Genomic DNA, 19,025 nt, shown 5'->3' with positions numbered 1-19,025 from the left:
TTAGACTCGGTCTTTGGCACCTTTGCGTCCAGTTCCGCAGACGAAGCGTCCCAGCCCCGTCTCCGGACCGTAGACGGGGCGTTCCAGCCAGCCAATCGGAAGCACGGGAAGAGATGTCGGCACCGAATAAGTCGTACGACCCTGTCGAGGTCGAGGCGTTGAAACCGGAAGAGATCGAGCGCATGCGGGACGAGGCGCTCGCCGCCTTCGCCGCCGCGGACTCCCTCGACGCGCTCCAGGAGGCCAAGGTCGCCCACACCGGCGGGGCCTCTCCGCTGGCGCTCGCCAACCGCGAGATCGGCGCCCTGCCCCCGCAGGCCAAGGCCGACGCGGGCAAGCGCGTCGGAATGGCCCGCGGCGCGGTCAACAAGGCGCTGGCCGCCCGCCAGGCGGAGCTGGAGGCCGAGCGTGACGCGCGCGTGCTGGTCGAGGAGGCCGTGGACGTCACACTGCCCCACGACCGCGTGCCGGCCGGCGCCCGCCACCCGCTCACCACGCTCTCGGAGCGCATCGAGGACGTCTTCGTGGCCATGGGCTACGAGGTCGCCGAGGGCCCCGAGGCCGAGGCCGAGTGGTTCAACTTCGACGCCCTCAACATCGGCCCGGACCATCCGGCCCGCGGCGAGGCCGACACCTTCTTCGTCGAGGGCCCCGACGGCGGCTCCGAGTCCGGCGTCGTGCTGCGCACCCACACCTCGCCCGTGCAGATCCGCTCACTGCTGGAGCGCGAGCTGCCGGTCTACGTGATCTGCCCCGGCCGGGTGTACCGCACCGACGAGCTGGATGCCACGCACACCCCCGTCTTCCACCAGGTCGAGCTGCTCGCCGTCGACGAGGGCCTGACCATGGCGGACCTCAAGGGGACCCTGGACCACATGGTCCAGTCGCTGTTCGGCGCGGAGATGAAGACCCGGCTGCGGCCGAACTTCTTCCCCTTCACCGAGCCCTCCGCCGAGATGGACATGCTCTGCTACGTCTGCAAGGGCGCGTCCGTCGGCAACCCCGACCGGCCCTGCCGCACCTGCTCCAGCGAGGGCTGGATCGAGCTGGGCGGCTGCGGCATGGTCAACCCGCGGGTGCTCACCGCCTGCGGCATCGACCCGGAGAAGTACAGCGGCTTCGCCTTCGGGTTCGGCATCGAGCGGATGCTGATGTTCCGCCACAACGTCGAGGACATGCGAGACATGGTCGAGGGTGACGTCCGGTTCACCCGGCCGTTCGGGATGGAGATCTGATGCGGGTCCCGCTTTCCTGGCTGCGGGAGTACGTCGACCTGCCGGCCACCGAGACCGGCCGCGACGTGCAGGCCAAGCTGATTTCGGCCGGTCTGGAGGTCGAGACCGTCGAGCACCTGGGCGCCGACCTCAAGGGCCCCCTCGTGGTGGGCCAGGTGCTGACCATCGAGGAGCTGGAGGGCTTCAAGAAGCCGATCCGCTTCTGCACCGTCGACGTCGGACAGGCCAACGGCACCGGTGAGCCGCAGGAGATCGTCTGCGGCGCCCGGAACTTCGCCGTCGGCGACAAGGTCGTCGTCGTCCTGCCCGGCGCCACCCTGCCCGGCGGCTTCTCGATCTCCGCCCGCAAGACCTACGGCAAGACGTCCCACGGCATGATCTGCTCCGGCGACGAGCTGGGCATGGGCGACGACGGCAGCCACGGCATCATCGTGCTGCCGCCGGAGACCGAGGTCGGCAGGGACGCCATCGAACTGCTCGAGCTGGTCGACGAGGTCCTGGACATCGCCGTCACCGCCAACCGCGGCGACTGCCTGTCCATCCGCGGCGTGGCCCGCGAGGCGGCCATCGCCTACGGCCTGCCGCTGCGCGACCCGGCCCTCATCGACGTGCCGGGCCCCAACGCCTACGGCTACCCCGTCAAGATCGCCGACCCCACCGGCTGCGACCGCTTCACCGCCCGCACGGTGACCGGCCTCAGCGCCGAGGCGCGCTCCCCGATCTGGCTCCAGCGGCGCCTCCAGAAGGTCGGCATGCGCCCGATCTCGCTGGCCGTCGACGTCACCAACTACGTGATGATGGAACTGGGCCAGCCGCTGCACGCCTACGACCGGGGCCTCGTCCAGGGCACCATCGGCGTGCGCCGGGCCGAGGAGGGCGAGAAGATCGTCACCCTCGACGGCGTCGAGCGGAAGCTGCACGCCGAGGACCTGGTCATCACCGACGACCGGGGCCCGATCGGTCTCGCCGGCGTCATGGGCGGCGCCAACACCGAGATCGCGGACCACGACGCCGCGGAGAACGGCGGCGACGCGACGAGTGACGTGGTCATCGAGGCCGCCCACTTCGACCAGGTGTCCATCGCCCGCACCGCCCGCCGGCACAAGCTGTCCTCCGAGGCCTCCCGCCGCTTCGAGCGCGGCGTGGACCCGCAGGCCGCCGCCGCTGCCGCGCAGCGCACCGTCGACCTGCTGGTGCTGCTCGCGGGCGGCACCGCCGAGGCCGGCGTCACGGAGATCAGCGCCCCCTGCGCACCGCACACCATCAGCGTCCCCGCCGACCACCCCGACCAGGTCGCCGGTGTCACGTACGGCCGCGAGACCGTCGTACGCCGCCTCCAGGAGGTCGGCTGCGACGTGTACGGGCAGGACGAACTGATCGTCACCGTCCCGTCCTGGCGGCCCGACCTGACCGACCCGAACGACCTGGCCGAAGAGGTCATCCGGCTGGAGGGATACGAGAACCTGCCCTCCACCCTGCCCAGGCCCTCCGCGGGCCGCGGCCTGACCTCCCGGCAGCGGCTGCACCGCCGGGTCGGCCGGGCGCTGGCCGGCGCGGGCTACGTCGAGGCGCTGAACTACCCGTTCGTCAGCGAGCAGGTCTTCGACCAGCTCGGGCTGGACGCCGACGACCCGGCCCGCCGCGTCGTCAAGCTGGTCAACCCGCTCAGCGACGAGGAGCCCGCGCTGCGGAGCACGCTGCTGCCGGGCCTGCTCGGCGCGCTGCGCCGCAACGACGGCCGGGGCTCGCACGACCTGGCGCTCTTCGAGACCGGCCTGGTCTTCCACCCCCGCGACGAGCGGCGGGTCGCCGCCAACCTGCCCGTCGACCGGAGGCCCGGCGACGACGACCTCGCCGCGCTGAACGCCGCGCTGCCCGACCAGCCGCGGCACGTCGCGGTCGTGCTGACCGGCGCGCGGGAACAGGCCGGCTGGTGGGGCAAGGGCCGTCCGGCCGACTGGGCCGACGCCGTCGAGGCGGGACGCCTGGTGGCCCGGGAGGCCGGCGCCGAGCTGATCCTCCGCAAGGGACAGTACGGGCCGTGGCACCCCGGGCGCTGCGCCGAGCTGATCGTCACGGTCGACGGCACGGAGCGGGTCGTCGGACACGCGGGTGAGCTGCACCCCCGGGTGCTCAAGGCGCTCGGTCTGCCCGCGCGGAGCTGCGCGATGGAGCTGGACCTCGACGTCGTGGCGCGGGCCGGGAACGACACCCCGCAGGCGCCGGGCATCTCCACGTTCCCGGTGGCGACGCAGGACGTCGCCCTGGTGGTCGACGCGTACGTGCCCGCGGCGGACGTCGAGGCGGCGCTGCGGGACGGGGCGGGTGAGCTGCTGGAGTCCATCCGGCTGTTCGACGTCTACGACAACGCGGAGCAGCTGGGTGAGGGGCGCAAGTCCCTCGCGTACGCGTTGCGCTTCCGCGCGGGGGACCGGACGCTCACCGTCGACGAGGCGTCGGCCGCGCGGGACGCGGCGGTGGCCCTCGCGGGCGAGCGGGTCGGAGCGGTGCTGCGCAGTTAGGCGGGGCGCCCAAGGGGCGGGGGGCTTCTGCCGGTTGGCGGCCGCGGGTACGTCGTGGTCGCTCGCGCAGTTCCCCGCGCCCCTTGGCGGCGTTCGGGTGACGTCCCTGAAGGGGCGCGGAGAACTGCGCGACCAGCCACGGCGCACCCGCGCTCGACAACGCGCCCGCACACTGAACGGCGTCGAGTCGCACCGTACGGCCGGCGGAGCCGTCCGCCCCGCCACGGAGTGTCGGGCAGGCAGCTGGGCGGACGGCACAAGTTCGGGCCGCCGCACTGTACGAGGGGGAGCCGGCGGCCCGGCCGGCCTCTTTCGAGGCCCTTCAGTCAAGCGTCCCGGAACTCTCCGCGACAGTGCGCACACGCTGCGGATGCGCGTACTCCGTTCACACCCCGTGTGAAGCCCGGCACACTACGCTGTCGGCACCGAGTCACCGCGGCACCGGGGGGCACCCATGCAGCCCAACACCCTGCTCGACGCGATCCTGGACGAGGCCGGGATCTCGCACGCGGGACTGGCCGCGCACGTCAACCAGGCGGGACGCGCCCGCGGGCTGGCGCTGAGGTACGAACACACCGCCGTCGCACGGTGGTTGAAGGGCCAGCGCCCGCGCGGTCAGGTGCCCGACCTGATCTGCGAGGTCCTCGCCTCCCGCCTGCACCGCCCCGTCACCCTCGACGACATCGGCCTCGGTGTGCCCGGCGAACCGGCCGCCCCGCACACCGGCTCGCTCTCCGGGTTCGTGGAGCGAGCCACCGCCCTGTGGCGCTCCGACCAGCAGCGGCGCCCGCACATCCTCGGTGCCCCCGCGCTCACCGGCACGCCCGCCGTGATGCCGGTCTGGGAGTGGGAGAACCCGCCCGAGGACGTCGACGTCTCCCGCGGCGGGCGGCACCGGGTGACCGCCGCCGACCTGGAGATGCTGCGCTGCGCGCGGGCCCACTACGAGCAGATGTACCGCAAGGCCGGCGGCATGGCGACCCGTGCCCGCATCGTCGGCTTCCTCAACTCCGAGGCCGCGCCGCTGCTGCGCGGCGGTTACACCGACGCCACCGGACGCCAACTGCACCGGGCCACCGGCGGCCTGGTGGCGGTCGCCGGGATCTGCGCGTACGACTCCGACGCGCACGGACTCGCGCAGCGCTACTTCCACCAGGCCCTGCGGCTCGCCAAGGCCAGCGGCGACCAGGGCCTCGGCGCCTACGTCATCGCGCTGCTGGTCAACCAGGCGCTGTTCATGCGGGAGTACCGGCAGGCCGTCGCCTTCGCCGAGGCCGCGCTGCGCGCCGCGGGCCGCCACATCACCCCGGCGCTCGCCTCCGACCTCTACGCGATGCAGGCGAAGGCGTACGCGCACCTCGGCGACGGCAGCGGCGCGCTGTCCTGCATCCGCCGGGCCGAGCAGGCCGCCGAGCGCATCCGACGCGGCTACGAGCCCGACGAGACCGGCTATGTCCAGCCCGGGCTGGTCAACGTCCAGGTCGCCGAGGCCCTGTTGAGCCTCGGGGAACTGGCCGCGGCCGGGGAGCACGCCGCGGCGGCGGTCGACAACCCGGCGCACGACCGCGGCCGGGTGCACCGGCTCGCCATGCTCAGCACCATCGAACTGCGCAAGGGCAACGCCGACAAGGCGGTGGCCACCGCCGTGCAGATGGCCGAACAGGCCCGGGGCATGGAGTCCCAGCGTCTGCGCGACCGACTCCGCGCGGTGCGCGAGCACCTGGTGCGCAGCGGCTGCGCGGGCACGACCGAGGCCGCCGAACTCATCGACGGGGCGCTGCGCGTACCGCTGTGATCCGTCCGCCCCTCGGGGCACACTGCGCCCACCACTGCGCCGTGAGCGGCCGCCGTGCGCCTGCTGCCGGGACGCTGCTGCTGCGATATTGCCACCTACTCCAAGAAAGGTGGCAGAACCGTGCAGTGGACGAAACAGAGCGAACAAAATGTGTACGCAAATCGCTGGTTCAGCGTCAATCTCGCCGATGTCGAACTACCGGACGGTCGGCACCTCGACCACTTCCTCATACGGATGCGTCCGGTGGCCGTGGCCACGGTCGTGAACGAGGCGAACGAGGTCCTCCTGCTGTGGCGGCACCGCTTCATCACCGACAGCTGGGGCTGGGAACTGGCGGCCGGCGTCGTCGAGGACGGCGAGGACGTCGCGGTGGCGGCGGCCAGGGAACTGGTGGAGGAGACCGGCTGGCGGCCGGGACCGCTGCGGCACCTGATGAGCGTGGAGCCGTCCAACGGGCTCACCGACGCCCGGCACCACGTCTACTGGGCCGACGAGGGCACGTACGTCGGGCACCCCGTGGACGACTTCGAGTCGGACCGCCGGGAGTGGATTCCGCTCAAGCTCGTTCCCGACCTGGTCGCCCGCGGGGAGGTCCCGGCCGCCAACATGGCGGCCGCGTTACTCCTGCTGCACCATCTCAGGCTCGGCCAGGACATGCCCGGCCTCGGCCGCCGGGCCGGCTAGCGTCCGAGGGCCTGCCAGACCGCCACGATCAGCGCGCCCAGGGCCGTGACGACGGCCACCGAGGGCAGGGGCCAGCGGGCGTGCTCCAGCGCGGTCAGCCGGGTACTGAGGTCCGCCAGCTCCTTGGCGGTCTCCTCGGTGCGGTGGGAGAGCAGGGCGTGCCCGCCCTCGACTCGGGCGTAGGCCACATCGAGCCGGCGTCGTAACTCTGCGAGTTCTCCCTGGGCGACAGGGTGCTCGGGATCGGCGGTCACGGACCGCTCCTTTCCGTAGGCGTCTCACGTCCCTTGCATGTGCATGTCGAGTCAACTCGCCTGGTGGGCGCCTGGGGAGAGTGTGCGGACGGCATATGCGAGCCCGGGGCGCACACGCCGTGTGAAAGCCGCGGGCCCGGCACCACCTGAGGTGCCGGGCCCGTGCGCGTAGCTGCGCGTAATCAGCCGTAGGAGTAGAAGCCCGAACCGCTCTTGCGGCCGAGGCGGCCCGCGTCGACCATGCGCTGGAGCAGCGGGGGAGCGGCGTACAGCGGCTCCTTGTACTCCTCGTACATCGAGTACGCCACCGAGGAGACCGTGTCCAGGCCGATCAGGTCCGCCAGCTTCAGCGGGCCCATCGGGTGGGCGCAGCCCATCTCCATGCCGTTGTCGATGTCCTCGCGGCTCGCGATGCCCGACTCGAACATCCGGATCGCGGAGAGCAGGTACGGGATCAGCAGCGCGTTCACCACGAAGCCGGAGCGGTCCTGGGCGCGGATGGCGTGCTTGCCGAGCACCTTCTCGGTGAACAGCTGCGCCCGGCTCAGCGTGCCCTCGGAGGTGGTGAGCGCCGGGATCAGCTCGACCAGCTGCTGCACCGGGGCCGGGTTGAAGAAGTGGATGCCGATGACGTGGTCGGGCCGCGAGGTGGCGACCGCCAGCTTCACCAGCGGGATCGAGGAGGTGTTGGAGGCCAGGATCGCGTCCGGCCGGGTCACGACCTGGTCGAGCACCTGGAAGATCTCGGTCTTGACCTGCTCGTTCTCGACGACCGCCTCGATCACCAGGTCACGGTCGGCGAACTCGCCGAGATCGGTGGTGAAGCTGAGCCGCGCCTGCGTGGCGTCCCGCTCCTCCTCGGTGATCTTGCCGCGCTCGGCGGCCTTGGCCAGCGAGTTGTACAGCCGGGTGCGGCCGATCTCCAGAGCCTCGCCCGTGGTCTCGGCGACCATCACCTCCAGACCGGAGCGGGCGCACACCTCGGCGATGCCCGCCCCCATCTGGCCGCAGCCCACCACGCCGACGCGTGCGATATCTCCCGAGATGCCGGTCACATCGTCCCTTTCGCTGACTTCAAGGCCGGTAACAGGCGTACCGGGGTCCCCGGCGCCTGCTCCGATCGAGCACGTTACCCCCGAATGGTCACGGATCCGTCTCCCGGGTCGGGCATGCTGAGGCCCCGTACACGATCCGTGAGCGTGCGGATCCACAGCGTTCAGGAGGTCCTCCCATGGGCGGTGTCTCGCGTCGTGCCTTCGCGGTGGCGGCGTTGTCGGCGTTCACCATGGCGCCCGCGGCGTCGGCGGCGCCGGTCTCCGCGTCGGAACCGCCGGTGCGCCGCGCCGCCGCCGGGATGCGGGGCATGTGGCTCGCCACGGTGGCCGGCCGCGACTGGCCCACCCGCGCCGGGCTGGGCGCCGCGGAGCAGCGCGCGGAACTGGTCGAGCACCTGGACAACGCGGTCCGGCACCGGCTGAACACGGTGTTCCTCCAGGTGCGGCCGACGGCCGACGCGCTGTGGCCCTCGCCGTACGAGCCGTGGTCGCAGTACCTGTCCGGCAGCCAGGGACGCGACCCGGGCTGGGACCCGCTGGGCACGGCGGTCGAGGAGGCGCACGCCCGCGGCCTGGAGCTGCACGCCTGGTTCAACCCGTACCGGGTCTCCCTGCACGACGATCCGAGCCACCTGGTCCCCGCCCACCCCGCGCGCAAGCACCCCGAGTGGGTGGTGCCGTACGGCGGGAAGCTCTACTACAACCCCGGGCTGCCCGAGGTCCGGGCCTTCGTCCAGGACGCGATGCTCGACGCGGTGGAGAAGTACGCCGTGGACGGCGTCCACTTCGACGACTACTTCTACCCCTATCCGGTCACCGGCGAGAGCTTCGACGACGGCGTGGCCTTCAGCACCTTCGGCGCCGGCTTCGGCAGCCGGGCCGACTGGCGGCGGGACAACATCGACCGGCTGGTGCGCGAGACCGCGGCACGCGTCAGGAAGGTCCGCCCGTCCGCCCGGTTCGGGGTGAGCCCCTTCGGGGTGTGGCGCAACGCGGCCACCGACGAGCGCGGCTCGGACACCCGGGCGGGCGTCCAGACGTACGACGACCTGTACGCGGACACCCGCAAGTGGGTGCGCGAGGGCTGGCTCGACTACGTCGTGCCGCAGCTGTACTGGAGCATCGGCCAGAACGGCGCGGACTACGCGAAGCTGCTCCCCTGGTGGGCCGAGGTGGCCGAGGGCAGCCGGACGCAGCTGTACGTGGGCGAGGCGCTGTACAAGGCCGGGGACCAGGCGCAGCCCGCCGCCTGGCAGGACCCGGCCGAGCTGTCCCGGCACCTCACGCTGGCCGCCCGCTACCCGCAGGTGCGCGGACACGTCTTCTTCTCCGCCAAGGACGTGGCGGAGGACCAGGGCGGTGCGATGGCGCGGCTGACGGCGGACCACTACACGCTGCCGGCCACCGCACCGCGCTGAGCCGGCCGCCCGGGACCGGCGCGGGCTAGAGCTGGATCTCCCGGTGCCGGATCTCGGTGTCGGGTCCGGGCGAGCACACGCCCTCGTGCCCGTCCTCGAACCGGACCCGGTACGGGGGAGAGCCCTTCTCGCCCAGAACCTCGACGATCTCGCCGACCTTGTCGTGTTCACCGACCACCCGGCCGTGCTGCACCAGCTGGTCGCCCTTCATTGCGTGCATGCGTGGGGCCTCCTCGCCTGTGTGCCGCTCTCAGCCCCGGGCCCGCTGGGTGACCGCGATGCACACCAGTACCGCCGCGGCCGTCAGCGGAGCGGCCACCGTCAGGTGCTCGCCCAGGAGAAGTACCGACCACACCAGTGTGAGCAGCGGCTGGGCCAGCTGCAACTGGCTGGCCTTCGGGATCCCGATGGCCGCCATGCCCCGGTACCAGACGACCAGGCCGAGGAACTGCGAGCCCGCCGCCACCCACAGCAGCCCGGTCACGCTGTGCGCCGTCAGGTGCACCGGCTCGAACGACAGGGCGACCGCGGCCATCGGCACCGTCAGCGGCAGACACAGCACCAGCGCCCAGCCGATCACGTGCCAGCCCGGCATCACCCGGGCCAGCCGGCCGCCCTCCGTGTAGCCGGCCGCGCACACCAGCAGCGCCGCGAAGAGATAGGCGTCGGCCGAGGTCAGCGCCCCGCCGCTCTGCTGCACCGTGAAGGCGATCACGGCCGCCGCACCCGCCAGGGCGGCGAGCCAGAAGGTGCGCGAGGGCCGGGTGCCGATGCGCAGGGCCGAGAACAGCGCGGTCGTCAGCGGGAGGAGGCCGACCACGACGGCGGCGTGCGCGGTCGTCGACGTCTGGAGGGCGAGCGTGGTCAGGAGCGGAAAGCCCAGGACCACCCCGGCGCCGACCACCGCGAGCCCCGCCCAGTGCCGCCGCTCGGGGAACGCCACGCGCAGTACGAGCAGGCAGCCCCCGGCGATCACCGCGGCCAGGATGCTGCGCACCGCGATCAGGGACCAGGGGCCGAAGCCCTCCAGGCCCCAGGCGGTGGCCGGGAAGGTGAGGGAGAAGGCGACGACGCCGAGCGCGGCCAGCAGCGTGCCGGAGGACCGGCCGCCGGTGCTCGCGGTCGGACCGCCCACTGCTATCCCGGACGGTGCGGTAGCGCTACTCTGTGCTCTCATGCAAGAGCGTAGCAGTGTCGCTGACCTGGTGAGTGAGTTGCGGGGAGAACTGGACCGCTACTCGCCCGGCGGAAAGCTCCCGTCGAGCCGGGCCCTCGTCGACCGGTTCCGGGTGAGCCCGGTGACCGTCTCCCGGGCCCTGGCGCAGCTGGCGGCCGAGGGACTGGTGGTCACCCGGCCCGGCGCCGGCGCCTTCCGTGCCCGGCCGCGCCCCACGGCCGCACCCACGGGGGACACCTCCTGGCAGGAGGTCGCGCTCAGCGCCGACGGTGCCGCCGACCTCGTACCGCGCACGGTGGACGCCTCGGGCGTGCTGGTCTCGCTGGCCGCCCCGCCGCCCGGCGTCGTGGAGTTCAACGGCGGCTACCTGCACCCGTCGCTCCAGCCCGAGCGCGCGATGGCCGCGGCCCTGGCGCGGGCCGGGCGGCGGCCCGGTGCGTGGGGGCGGCCGCCGATGGAGGGGCTGCCGGAGCTGCGGGAGTGGTTCGCGCGCGGGATCGGCGGAGCCATCACGGCCGCGGAGGTGCTGATCACGGCGGGCGGGCAGTCCGCGCTGACCACCGCCCTGCGCGCCCTCACCCCGCCCGGCACCCCCGTGCTGGTCGAGTCGCCGACGTACCCCGGCATGCTGGCCATCGCGCGGGCGGCCGGACTGCGCCCGGTGCCGGTCCCCGTGGACGCCGACGGTGTCCGCCCGTCCCTGCTCGCCGACGCCTTCCGGGCCACTGGCGCCCGTGTCCTGGTCTGCCAGCCCCTCTTCCAGAACCCGACCGGTGCCGTGCTCGCCCCCGAGCGGCGCGGTGAGGTGCTGCGCATCGCGCGGGCGGCCGGCGCCTTCGTGGTGGAGGACGACTTCGTACGGCGGCTGGTGCACGAGGACGCCGGACCGCTGCCGGCGCCGCTCGCCGCCGACGACCCGGACGGCGTCGTGGTCCACGTCTGCTCGCTGACCAAGGCGACCTCGCCCAGCTTCCGGGTCAGCGCGCTGGCCGCACGCGGGCCGGTCCTGGAGCGGCTGCGGGCCATCCAGGTCGTCGACACCTTCTTCGTGCCCCGGCCGCTCCAGGAGGCGGCGCTGGAACTGGTGGGGTCACCCGCCTGGCCGCGCCATCTGCGCGCGATCGCCGCCGAGTTGAAGGACCGGCGGGACGCGATGACGTCCGCGCTGCGGCTGAGCCTGCCCGAGGTGTCGCTGCCGCACATCCCGTCCGGCGGATACCACCTGTGGCTCCGCCTGCCCGACGGCACCGACGAGGTCGCGCTCACCGCGGCCGCCCTGCGCGCGGGCGTGGCGATCACCCCGGGCCGCCCCTACTTCAGCGCCGAACCCCCCGCCGCCCACCTCCGGCTGAGCTTCGCGGCGGTGGCGGGCGCCGGCGAGATCGCCGAAGGCGTACGACGGCTGCGCACCGCCTGCACGGAGACGTGGGGCGGCTGACGCGGCCGGCCTCGGCGCGACATCCGGTCGACGCGGCCCCACCGGCCCTGCGAGCATCCCGGCATGACCCACACCCCGAGGCTGCCGAGGGCTACGAGATCTCCACCGACCCGCGGCGCATCGACGGGGAGCGCGTGCACCGGCGGCTCTCCACCGACGCGTACTGGGCCCTCGGGCGGCCCCGCGAGAGGCAGGACCGGGCCATCGAGGGCTCGCTCGACTTCGGGGTCTGCGACGCCCTGCCGGGGGAGCAGCACGGGGTCTACGAGAAGGTCGGCTTCACCGCGCTGGAGTGGCCCGGCGCGTGGATGGCGCTCACCTTCGGGCCGTGAATGGCGTGAATCCTGGGTAGCCCCGAGTAACACCCCTTGACCTGGTCACCTCGGCCCTCCACCATCACGGCATGGCGCTTCGGGTCACGTTCGTCGCCTCCGCACGCAGCTCACCGCTGCTCGCCGAGCGCTTCGACGACGACCGGCCGCTGGACCAGGCCGGATGGGACGAGGCGCTCCGTGCCGCGGGCGGTCTGCTGTCGCTGGCGGCCGCCGAGCTGCGCTACTGCTCGCCCACGCCCCGCAGCCGCGCCACCGGGGACGCCCTCGGCTGCGCGCCGCTGGTCCAACTCGCCCTGCGGGACTGCGACATGGGCCGCTGGCGCGGACTGACGCTCGCCGAGGCCATGGCCCGCGAGCCCGCGGCGGTGGACGCCTGGCTCGCCGACCCGTGGTCGGCCCCGCACGGCGGGGAGTCGCTGCTGGTCTTCATCAGCCGGGTCGGCGGCTGGCTCGACACCCGCCCGGGCGAGCACGGCGACCGCATCGTCGCCGTCGCCGAGCCCTCCGTGATCCGGGCCGCGCTGGTCTACGCGCTGCGGGCGCCACCGGCGACGTACTGGAACCTGGACGTGCGGCCCCTCTCGGCGACCACGCTCACGGGCCGGGCGGGCCGCTGGAGTCTGCGGTTCGAGGGGACGCCTCCGCAGTGGGCCGCGCATCCGGCGTTCCGCGAAGATAATCCGTGGTGAGCAGCAGGTCCTTGGCCGGGCCGCCCACCCGCCACACCGTCCGCCAGCGGTCCGGGCCCTGGACGGTGAACTCGCCGCGGTAGAGGTCGGCGGCGCACGGATGGTCGGCCACATGGCGTCCCGAGGCCAGGTCGAGGCCGTGGAAGGGGCGGCCGTCCGCGAAGCGCACGTCGGCGGTGCCCGGAGAGCTCCCCGGCGCATAGCGCAGCGTCCGCTCCGCGGGCCGGGTCACGCCCTGCCAGTTGAAGGCACCGGACTCCCGGCTCAGCAGCCCGCCCTCCGGCAGCGCGTCGAACGCGGTGGTCCCCTCGAAGCGGCCCTCCGCGCCATTCGTCAGGTCCCGCACCGTCCGCTCGGTGTGCCACCGGCCCGCGAGATACGCCAGCACGTCCGGCACCGGCCACGACTCGCCCATGTCCACTCGCTTTCCGGCCCCGGCCACTGTTTGCCTCTGATTGCTGTGCGACCCGTTGACGCACTTCGGCCTCCTCTCCCATCTTGCCGTTCCAAGTACTGATCAACGTCCGGTATACCGAATCTTCGTCAACGGGCGGCTTCTGGAGGTGTTGCTGGCGGCTGAGGCGGCAAGCGAGGAAGACGAAGGTGTCGTGAAGGTCGCGAACCTGTGGACCTCGCCGCACAGGAAGGTGCTGAAGACTCCTCCCGAGGCGCACCCACCCACCGCACCGAGCGGCACGTCCGCCCACGACGACAAGGAGTACTCATGCAGAGCGGCCGGGCACCCGCATCCCAGGCGCCCCTCTCGCGCCGACGGCTCTTCGGTCTCTCCGCCGGGGCCTTTCTGGCCGCCGGGTGCACCGGCGACGCGGACCGCGACGACCGGGGAAACGACACCACGGGCAGGCCGAAGAGCACGGAGTCCGGACGGCCCCGCGCCGCCGCCCCGGACGGTGCGCTCGGCGCGAACTTCAACGAGGACCCCACCTATGTGGACAAGGCGGCCCTGGACGGCCTGGGCACCAGCTGGGTGCGCGGCTTCACCGTGCTGGACCGCGTCAAGGAGGGTATGGCCCCGGAGCGCCTGCGGGCGGTCCGCGCGCTCCTGGACCTGCACAGCCAGGGTTTCGGCACCATTCTGGCGCTGAAGTTCCAGTTCAGGAAGGAGGGCCGGACGGTCCCGGCCCCGGGGACCCGGGAGATGCGGGCCGAACTGGCGGCCGTGGACAAGGTTCTTGAGACCGTCCTGGACAAGGTGGAGATCCTCACCCTTGGCAACGAACCCTTCCTGGAAACCCGGCCGCAGGAGAGGCGGACCAAGCTCAACCCCTTCTACCAGGCGGTCGCGAAGCACGTCATCGACTACCGGGACGCGCGCTTCCCCGGCGGGTGCCGCACCCGGCTGCACATGGGCGCCCTCAACCACCTGGACGACCCCGCGATGCTCTCGGATGCCACCGAGGAGTGGATCGCCTTCGTCAACCGGACCGTGCAGCTCGACGGACTGGACATGCACCCGCACGTCACCTCGGCCGGGGCCGCCCAGAAGTACCTGGACTACGTCCTGCCCCGGCTCGACCGCGCCAAGAAATTCCTCGTCACCGAGTTCTCCCTGGTCAACCACTACCAGCGGCAGATGCCGAAGCCCCTGCCCGCCCCATTCCTCACCGCCCACGGCAAGGACCTTGGCCTCGGCCGGGACACCCGGGTGTGGCAGTTCCTCAAGGCCGCCGCCGCACGCCCTCTCACCGAGGAGCAGTGGCGGGACTTCCTGCGGATGAGCCCGTGGTTCGAGGACCACAAGCACTTCATGCGGGACCAGGTGACCGCGTACCGGGAGACGGGCCGCCTGGCTGTGGCCACTTACGGAGTGGTGCAGGGCAAGGCGTCCGTGCGCGACATCACCGAGAAGACGAAACCCTGGATGCTCAACAGCCTCTACGTGCCCCGCACCGTCCGTCACGAACGAGGCGCGCCACTCCCGCGTAGCTACACCGTCTCCGACGACTTCGCCGCCCTGCAGCGCGAACAGGACCGCCTCCCGAAACGCTGATCCGGCTCAGGGGGGCTTGGCCGCGTCCCGGGCGGGCCCCTCGTGGACCGGATTGCATAAACGTGCAGCGAAACGTATAGTCATGCCATCAAGGATGGAGGACGTCATGGCGGTACGTGCGGCGGTGGCCGGAGCGAGTGGGTATGCGGGCGGTGAGCTGCTGCGTCTGCTGCTCGCGCACCCCGAGGTCGAGATCGGCGCCCTGACCGGCAACTCCAACGCGGGTCAGAGGCTCGGCGCGCTGCAGCCGCATCTGCTGCCGCTGGCCGACCGGGTCCTGAAGGCGACCACGCCCGAGGCGCTCGGCGGGCACGATGTCGTGTTCCTCGCGCTGCCGCACGGCCAGTCCGCCGCCGTCGCCGAGCAGCTCGGGCCGGACGTGCTGGTCGTGGACATGGGCGCCGACTTCCGCCTGAAGGACGCCGGCGACTGGGAGAGGTTCTACGACTCCCCGCACGCCGGCACCTGGCCCTACGGCCTCCCCGAACTGCCGGGTGCCCGCGCCGCGCTGGAGGGGTCCAAGCGTGTCGCGGTGCCCGGTTGCTACCCGACCGCCGTCTCGCTGGCCCTCTTCCCGGCCTACGCCGCCGGCCTCGCCGAGCCCGAGGCCGTGATCGTCGCCGCCTCCGGCACCTCCGGCGCGGGCAAGGCGGCCAAGCCGCACCTGCTGGGCAGCGAGGTCATGGGGTCCATGTCGCCGTACGGCGTCGGGGGCCTGCACCGGCACACCCCCGAGATGATCCAGAACCTCGGCGCGGTCGCCGGTGAGCCGGTCTCCGTCTCCTTCACGCCGACCCTCGCACCGATGCCCCGCGGCATCCTCGCCACCTGCACCGCCAAGGCGAAGCCCGGCGTCACCGCCGAAGCCGTCCGCGCCGCCTACGAGAAGGCCTTCGCCGACGAGCCCTTCGTGCACCTGCTGCCCGAGGGCCAGTGGCCCGCCACCGCTTCCGTCTACGGTTCCAACGCCGTTCAGGTCCAGGTCGCGTACGACCCCGCCGCGGGCCGCGTCATCGCCATCGGAGCCATCGACAACCTGGCCAAGGGCACCGCGGGCGGTGCCGTCCAGAGCATGAACATCGCCCTGGGTCTCGACGAGACCACCGGACTGACGACGATCGGAGTCGCCCCGTGAGCGTGACCGCAGCAAAGGGATTCACGGCGGCCGGAATCACCGCCGGGATCAAGGAGAGCGGCAACCCCGACCTGGCCCTCGTGGTCAACACCGGTCCCCGCCGCGCCGCCGCGGGCGTCTTCACCTCCAACCGCGTCAAGGCCGCGCCGGTCCTCTGGTCCGAGCAGGTGCTGAAGAGCGGGCAGGTGTCCGCCGTGGTCCTCAACTCCGGTGGCGCCAACGCCTGCACCGGCCCCCAGGGCTTCCAGGACACCCACGCCACCGCCGAGAAGGTCGCCGAGGTGCTCGGGACCGGGGCGGGCGAGGTCGCCGTCTGCTCGACGGGACTGATCGGCGTACTGCTGCCCATGGACAAGGTGCTCCCGGGCGTCGAGACCGCCGCCGGGCAGCTCTCCGAGCACGGCGGCGAGAAGGCCGCCATCGCCATCAAGACCACCGACACCGTGCACAAGACGTCCGTCGTCACGAAGGCGGGCTGGACCGTCGGCGGCATGGCCAAGGGCGCCGGGATGCTCGCGCCGGGCCTCGCCACCATGCTCGTCGTCCTCACCACCGACGCCGACCTGGAGGCCGGCGCGCTGGACACCGCGCTGCGCGCCGCCACCCGCGTCACGTTCGACCGCGTCGACTCCGACGGCTGCATGTCCACCAACGACACCGTGCTGCTGCTGGCCTCGGGCGCCTCCGGCGTCACCCCGGCCCAGGACGACTTCGCCGAGGCCGTACGGACCGTCTGCGACGACCTCGGGCAGCAGCTCATCCGGGACGCCGAGGGCGCCAGCAAGGACATCAAGGTCGAGGTCGTGAACGCCGCGACCGAGGACGACGCCGTCCTGGTCGGCCGCACCATCGCCCGCAACAACCTCCTCAAGTGCGCCATCCACGGCGAGGACCCCAACTGGGGCCGCGTGCTCTCCGCCATCGGCACGACCTCCGCCGCCTTCGAGCCCGACCGGCTGAACGTCGCCATCAACGGCGTCTGGGTCTGCAAGAACGGCGGTGTCGGCGAGGACCGCGAGCTGGTCGACATGCGCTACCGCGAGGTCCACGTCGTCGCCGACCTCGCCGCCGGCGACGCCACGGCCACCATCTGGACCAACGACCTCACCGCCGACTACGTCCACGAGAACAGCGCGTACTCCTCATGAGCACCCGTAAGCACACCGCGCTCCCCAAGGCCCAGACCCTCATCGAGGCGCTGCCCTGGCTGACCCGGCACCACGGCAAGACCGTCGTCATCAAGTTCGGCGGCAACGCCATGGTCGACGAGGACCTGAAGTCCGCCTTCGCCCAGGACGTGGTCTTCCTGCGCCACGCCGGCCTCAAGCCCGTCGTCGTGCACGGCGGCGGCCCGCAGATCAGCGCCGCCCTCGACCGGCACGGCATCGTCAGCGAGTTCAAGGCCGGCCTGCGCGTCACCACCGAGGACGCCATGGACGTCGTACGGATGGTGCTGGCCGGACAGGTCCAGCGCGAGCTGGTCGGGCTGCTCAACCAGCACGGACCGCTCGCCGTCGGCCTCACCGGTGAGGACGCCCACACCATCACCGCCACCAAGCACCAGCCCCGGATCGAGGGCGAGCTCGTCGACATCGGGCGGGTCGGACAGATCACCGAGATCGACACCGGCGCCATCGAGGCGCTGCTCGCCGACGGCCGCATCCCGGTCGTCTCCTCGATCGCCCGCTCCCAGGACGACCACCATGTCTACAACGTCAATGCTGATACGGCGGCTGCGGCACTCGCTGCGGCGCTCGGCGCCGAGACTCTCATGGTCCTCACCGACGTCGAGGGTCTCTACGAGGACTGGCCGGACTCCGACGAGGTGATCAGCCGCCTCACCGCGACCCAGCTGGAGAAACTGCTGCCCGACCTGTCCTCCGGCATGGTGCCGAAGATGGAGGGCTGCCTGCACGCCGTGCGCAACGGCGTCACCACCGCCCGGGTCATCGACGGCCGGGTCCAGCACTCGATCCTGCTGGAGATCTTCACCGACGAGGGCATCGGCACGATGGTCGTGCCGGACGAACAGGGGGAGTCGTGAGCAACACCGGGGACACCGCGGGCAACGCGGAGCTGACCGAGCGCTGGCAGGGCACGCTGATGAACAACTACGGCACGCCCCGCCTGCCCCTGGTGCGCGGCGAGGGCAGCCGGCTCTGGGACGCCGACGGCACCGAGTACCTGGACTTCGTCGGCGGCATCGCGGTCAACGCGCTCGGCCACGCCCACCCGGCGGTGGTCGAGGCCGTGAGCCGGCAGATCGCCTCCCTCGGCCACGTCTCCAACCTCTTCATCGCCGAACCGCCCGTCGCCCTCGCCGAACGGCTGCTCCAGCACTTCGGCCGCGACGGCAGGGTCTACTTCTGCAACTCCGGCGCCGAGGCCAACGAGGGCGCCTTCAAGATCGGCCGGCTCACCGGGCGGCCGCACATGGTCGCCACCGAGGGCGGCTTCCACGGCCGCACCATGGGCGCCCTGGCGCTGACCGGCCAGCCCGGCAAGCAGGAGCCGTTCCGGCCGCTGCCCGGCGACGTCACCCACGTGCCCTACGGGGACGCGCAGGCGCTGGCGGCGGCGGTCACCGAGGAGACGGCCCTGGTCGTCATCGAGCCGATCCAGGGCGAGAACGGCGTGGTCGTCCCGCCGCCCGGCTATCTCAAGGCCGCCCGCGCCATCACAGCCGCCACCGGGGCGCTGCTGGTCCTGGACGAGGTGCAGACCGGCGTCGGCCGCACCGGCCACTGGTTCGAGTACCAGGCGCACGAGGGCGTCCTGCCGGACGTCGTCACCCTCGCCAAGGGCCTCGGCGGCGGGCTGCCGCTGGGCGCGACGGTCGCCTTCGGACGCGCGGCCGAACTCCTCCAGCCGGGCCAGCACGGGACGACCTTCGGCGGCAACCCGGTCGCCTGCGCCGCCGGACTCGCCGTCCTCGACACCATCGCGGACGAGGGTCTGCTGGACAACGTGAAGCGGCAGGGCGAGAGGATCCGCGGCGGAGTCGAGGCTCTCGGCCACCCGTTGGTCGGGCACGTCCGGGGCGCCGGACTGCTCCTGGGTATCGTGCTCACCGAGCCGCTCGCGCCCCAGGTGCAGCAGGCGGCTCAGGACGCCGGAATCCTGGTGAACGCGCCCGCCCCCGATGTCGTACGGCTGATGCCCGCGCTGAACCTCGGCGACGACGTGGTGGACGCCTTCCTCGGGGCCCTGCCCGGCATCCTTGACCAGGCCGCCCACGCGGCCCACGGGGACGGACGATCCGGAGAATGAGACGACG

The 19,025-nt window shown here is 72.5% G+C and carries 18 protein-coding genes; 13 read left to right on the top strand and 5 right to left on the bottom strand.

Going from position 1 to position 19,025, the window contains the following annotated elements; translation table 11 throughout:
- The first annotated feature begins 113 nt into the window (after window positions 1–113).
- From pheS to OIE75_RS07230, 4 genes are all read left to right on the top strand, one after another.
- Complete coding sequence (gene pheS, locus OIE75_RS07245; protein ID WP_307010669.1) at window positions 114–1,235, top strand: phenylalanine--tRNA ligase subunit alpha; 1,122 nt, start codon at window positions 114–116, stop codon at window positions 1,233–1,235.
- The gene (gene pheT, locus OIE75_RS07240) at window positions 1,235–3,757 is read left to right on the top strand and encodes a phenylalanine--tRNA ligase subunit beta (protein WP_329470027.1); all 2,523 of its coding nucleotides are present in this window, start codon (window positions 1,235–1,237) and stop codon (window positions 3,755–3,757) included. The genes pheS and pheT overlap by 1 nt, the downstream gene beginning before the upstream one ends.
- Before the next feature lie 454 nt (window positions 3,758–4,211).
- Complete coding sequence (locus OIE75_RS07235; protein WP_307010666.1) at window positions 4,212–5,552, top strand: transcriptional regulator; 1,341 nt, start codon at window positions 4,212–4,214, stop codon at window positions 5,550–5,552.
- Window positions 5,553–5,672: 120 nt separating this feature from the next.
- On the top strand, window positions 5,673–6,236 hold the full coding sequence (locus OIE75_RS07230; RefSeq protein ID WP_329470026.1) for an NUDIX hydrolase: 564 nt from the start codon (window positions 5,673–5,675) through the stop codon (window positions 6,234–6,236).
- Here the strand turns inward: OIE75_RS07230 and OIE75_RS07225 are convergent.
- Together OIE75_RS07225 and OIE75_RS07220 are read right to left on the bottom strand one after the other, a co-directional pair.
- Window positions 6,233–6,490 carry a hypothetical protein gene (locus OIE75_RS07225; protein WP_307010663.1) on the bottom strand — a complete coding sequence of 86 codons (258 nt, stop codon included), beginning with the start codon at window positions 6,488–6,490 and terminating at the stop codon, window positions 6,233–6,235. The two genes, OIE75_RS07230 and OIE75_RS07225, sit on opposite strands and share 4 nt — an antisense overlap.
- Window positions 6,491–6,672: 182 nt before the next feature.
- Window positions 6,673–7,545, bottom strand: a complete 873-nt coding sequence (locus OIE75_RS07220; protein WP_307010662.1) for a 3-hydroxybutyryl-CoA dehydrogenase — start codon at window positions 7,543–7,545, stop codon at window positions 6,673–6,675.
- 176 nt (window positions 7,546–7,721) lie between these two features.
- Between OIE75_RS07220 and OIE75_RS07215 the strand changes: the two genes are divergently transcribed.
- The gene (locus tag OIE75_RS07215) at window positions 7,722–8,963 is read left to right on the top strand and encodes a glycoside hydrolase family 10 protein (protein WP_329470024.1); all 1,242 of its coding nucleotides are present in this window, start codon (window positions 7,722–7,724) and stop codon (window positions 8,961–8,963) included.
- A 25-nt stretch (window positions 8,964–8,988) separates the two neighbouring features.
- On the opposite strand, the gene OIE75_RS07210 is transcribed toward OIE75_RS07215, so the two are convergent.
- Together OIE75_RS07210 and OIE75_RS07205 are read right to left on the bottom strand one after the other, a co-directional pair.
- Window positions 8,989–9,183 carry a DUF1918 domain-containing protein gene (locus tag OIE75_RS07210; protein ID WP_122617272.1) on the bottom strand — a complete coding sequence of 65 codons (195 nt, stop codon included), beginning with the start codon at window positions 9,181–9,183 and terminating at the stop codon, window positions 8,989–8,991.
- A 30-nt stretch (window positions 9,184–9,213) separates the two neighbouring features.
- Entirely contained in the window at window positions 9,214–10,140 is a 927-nt protein-coding gene (locus OIE75_RS07205; RefSeq protein ID WP_122617270.1) for a DMT family transporter, read from the bottom strand.
- On the opposite strand from OIE75_RS07205, the gene OIE75_RS07200 reads away from it, so the two are divergent.
- From OIE75_RS07200 to OIE75_RS07190, 3 genes are all read left to right on the top strand, one after another.
- Window positions 10,139–11,578, top strand: coding sequence for an aminotransferase-like domain-containing protein (locus OIE75_RS07200; RefSeq protein ID WP_329470022.1), 1,440 nt, complete (start codon window positions 10,139–10,141; stop codon window positions 11,576–11,578). The genes OIE75_RS07205 and OIE75_RS07200 overlap by 2 nt on opposite strands.
- Window positions 11,579–11,625: 47 nt before the next feature.
- On the top strand, window positions 11,626–11,910 hold the full coding sequence (locus tag OIE75_RS07195) for a hypothetical protein (protein ID WP_329473943.1): 285 nt from the start codon (window positions 11,626–11,628) through the stop codon (window positions 11,908–11,910).
- A gap of 71 nt (window positions 11,911–11,981) precedes the next feature.
- Complete coding sequence (locus tag OIE75_RS07190; protein WP_307010655.1) at window positions 11,982–12,602, top strand: histidine phosphatase family protein; 621 nt, start codon at window positions 11,982–11,984, stop codon at window positions 12,600–12,602.
- Here OIE75_RS07190 and OIE75_RS07185 read toward each other — a convergent pair.
- Window positions 12,508–13,017, bottom strand: a complete 510-nt coding sequence (locus OIE75_RS07185; protein WP_329470020.1) for a DUF6314 family protein — start codon at window positions 13,015–13,017, stop codon at window positions 12,508–12,510. The two genes, OIE75_RS07190 and OIE75_RS07185, sit on opposite strands and share 95 nt — an antisense overlap.
- A gap of 309 nt (window positions 13,018–13,326) precedes the next feature.
- Here OIE75_RS07185 and OIE75_RS07180 point away from each other — a divergent pair, with 309 nt between their 5' ends.
- From OIE75_RS07180 to OIE75_RS07160, 5 genes are all read left to right on the top strand, one after another.
- Entirely contained in the window at window positions 13,327–14,613 is a 1,287-nt protein-coding gene (locus OIE75_RS07180) for a hypothetical protein (RefSeq protein ID WP_329470019.1), read from the top strand.
- A 106-nt stretch (window positions 14,614–14,719) separates the two neighbouring features.
- Window positions 14,720–15,748, top strand: coding sequence for an N-acetyl-gamma-glutamyl-phosphate reductase (gene argC / locus OIE75_RS07175; RefSeq protein WP_329470017.1), 1,029 nt, complete (start codon window positions 14,720–14,722; stop codon window positions 15,746–15,748).
- Window positions 15,745–16,896, top strand: a complete 1,152-nt coding sequence (gene argJ, locus OIE75_RS07170; RefSeq protein WP_329470016.1) for a bifunctional glutamate N-acetyltransferase/amino-acid acetyltransferase ArgJ — start codon at window positions 15,745–15,747, stop codon at window positions 16,894–16,896. Before argC ends, argJ begins: the two co-directional genes overlap by 4 nt.
- Window positions 16,893–17,792, top strand: a complete 900-nt coding sequence (argB, locus tag OIE75_RS07165; RefSeq protein WP_307010646.1) for an acetylglutamate kinase — start codon at window positions 16,893–16,895, stop codon at window positions 17,790–17,792. Before argJ ends, argB begins: the two co-directional genes overlap by 4 nt.
- Window positions 17,789–19,018: an acetylornithine transaminase gene (locus OIE75_RS07160; RefSeq protein WP_329470015.1), complete on the top strand. Its 1,230-nt coding sequence runs from the start codon at window positions 17,789–17,791 to the stop codon at window positions 19,016–19,018. Before argB ends, OIE75_RS07160 begins: the two co-directional genes overlap by 4 nt.
- The last annotated feature ends 7 nt before the right edge of the window (window positions 19,019–19,025 follow it).

Source organism: Streptomyces sp. NBC_01723, assembly GCF_036246005.1.
In the GTDB taxonomy this organism is placed as follows: domain Bacteria; phylum Actinomycetota; class Actinomycetes; order Streptomycetales; family Streptomycetaceae; genus Streptomyces.
This window is presented reverse-complemented; position numbering and strand designations above follow the sequence as displayed.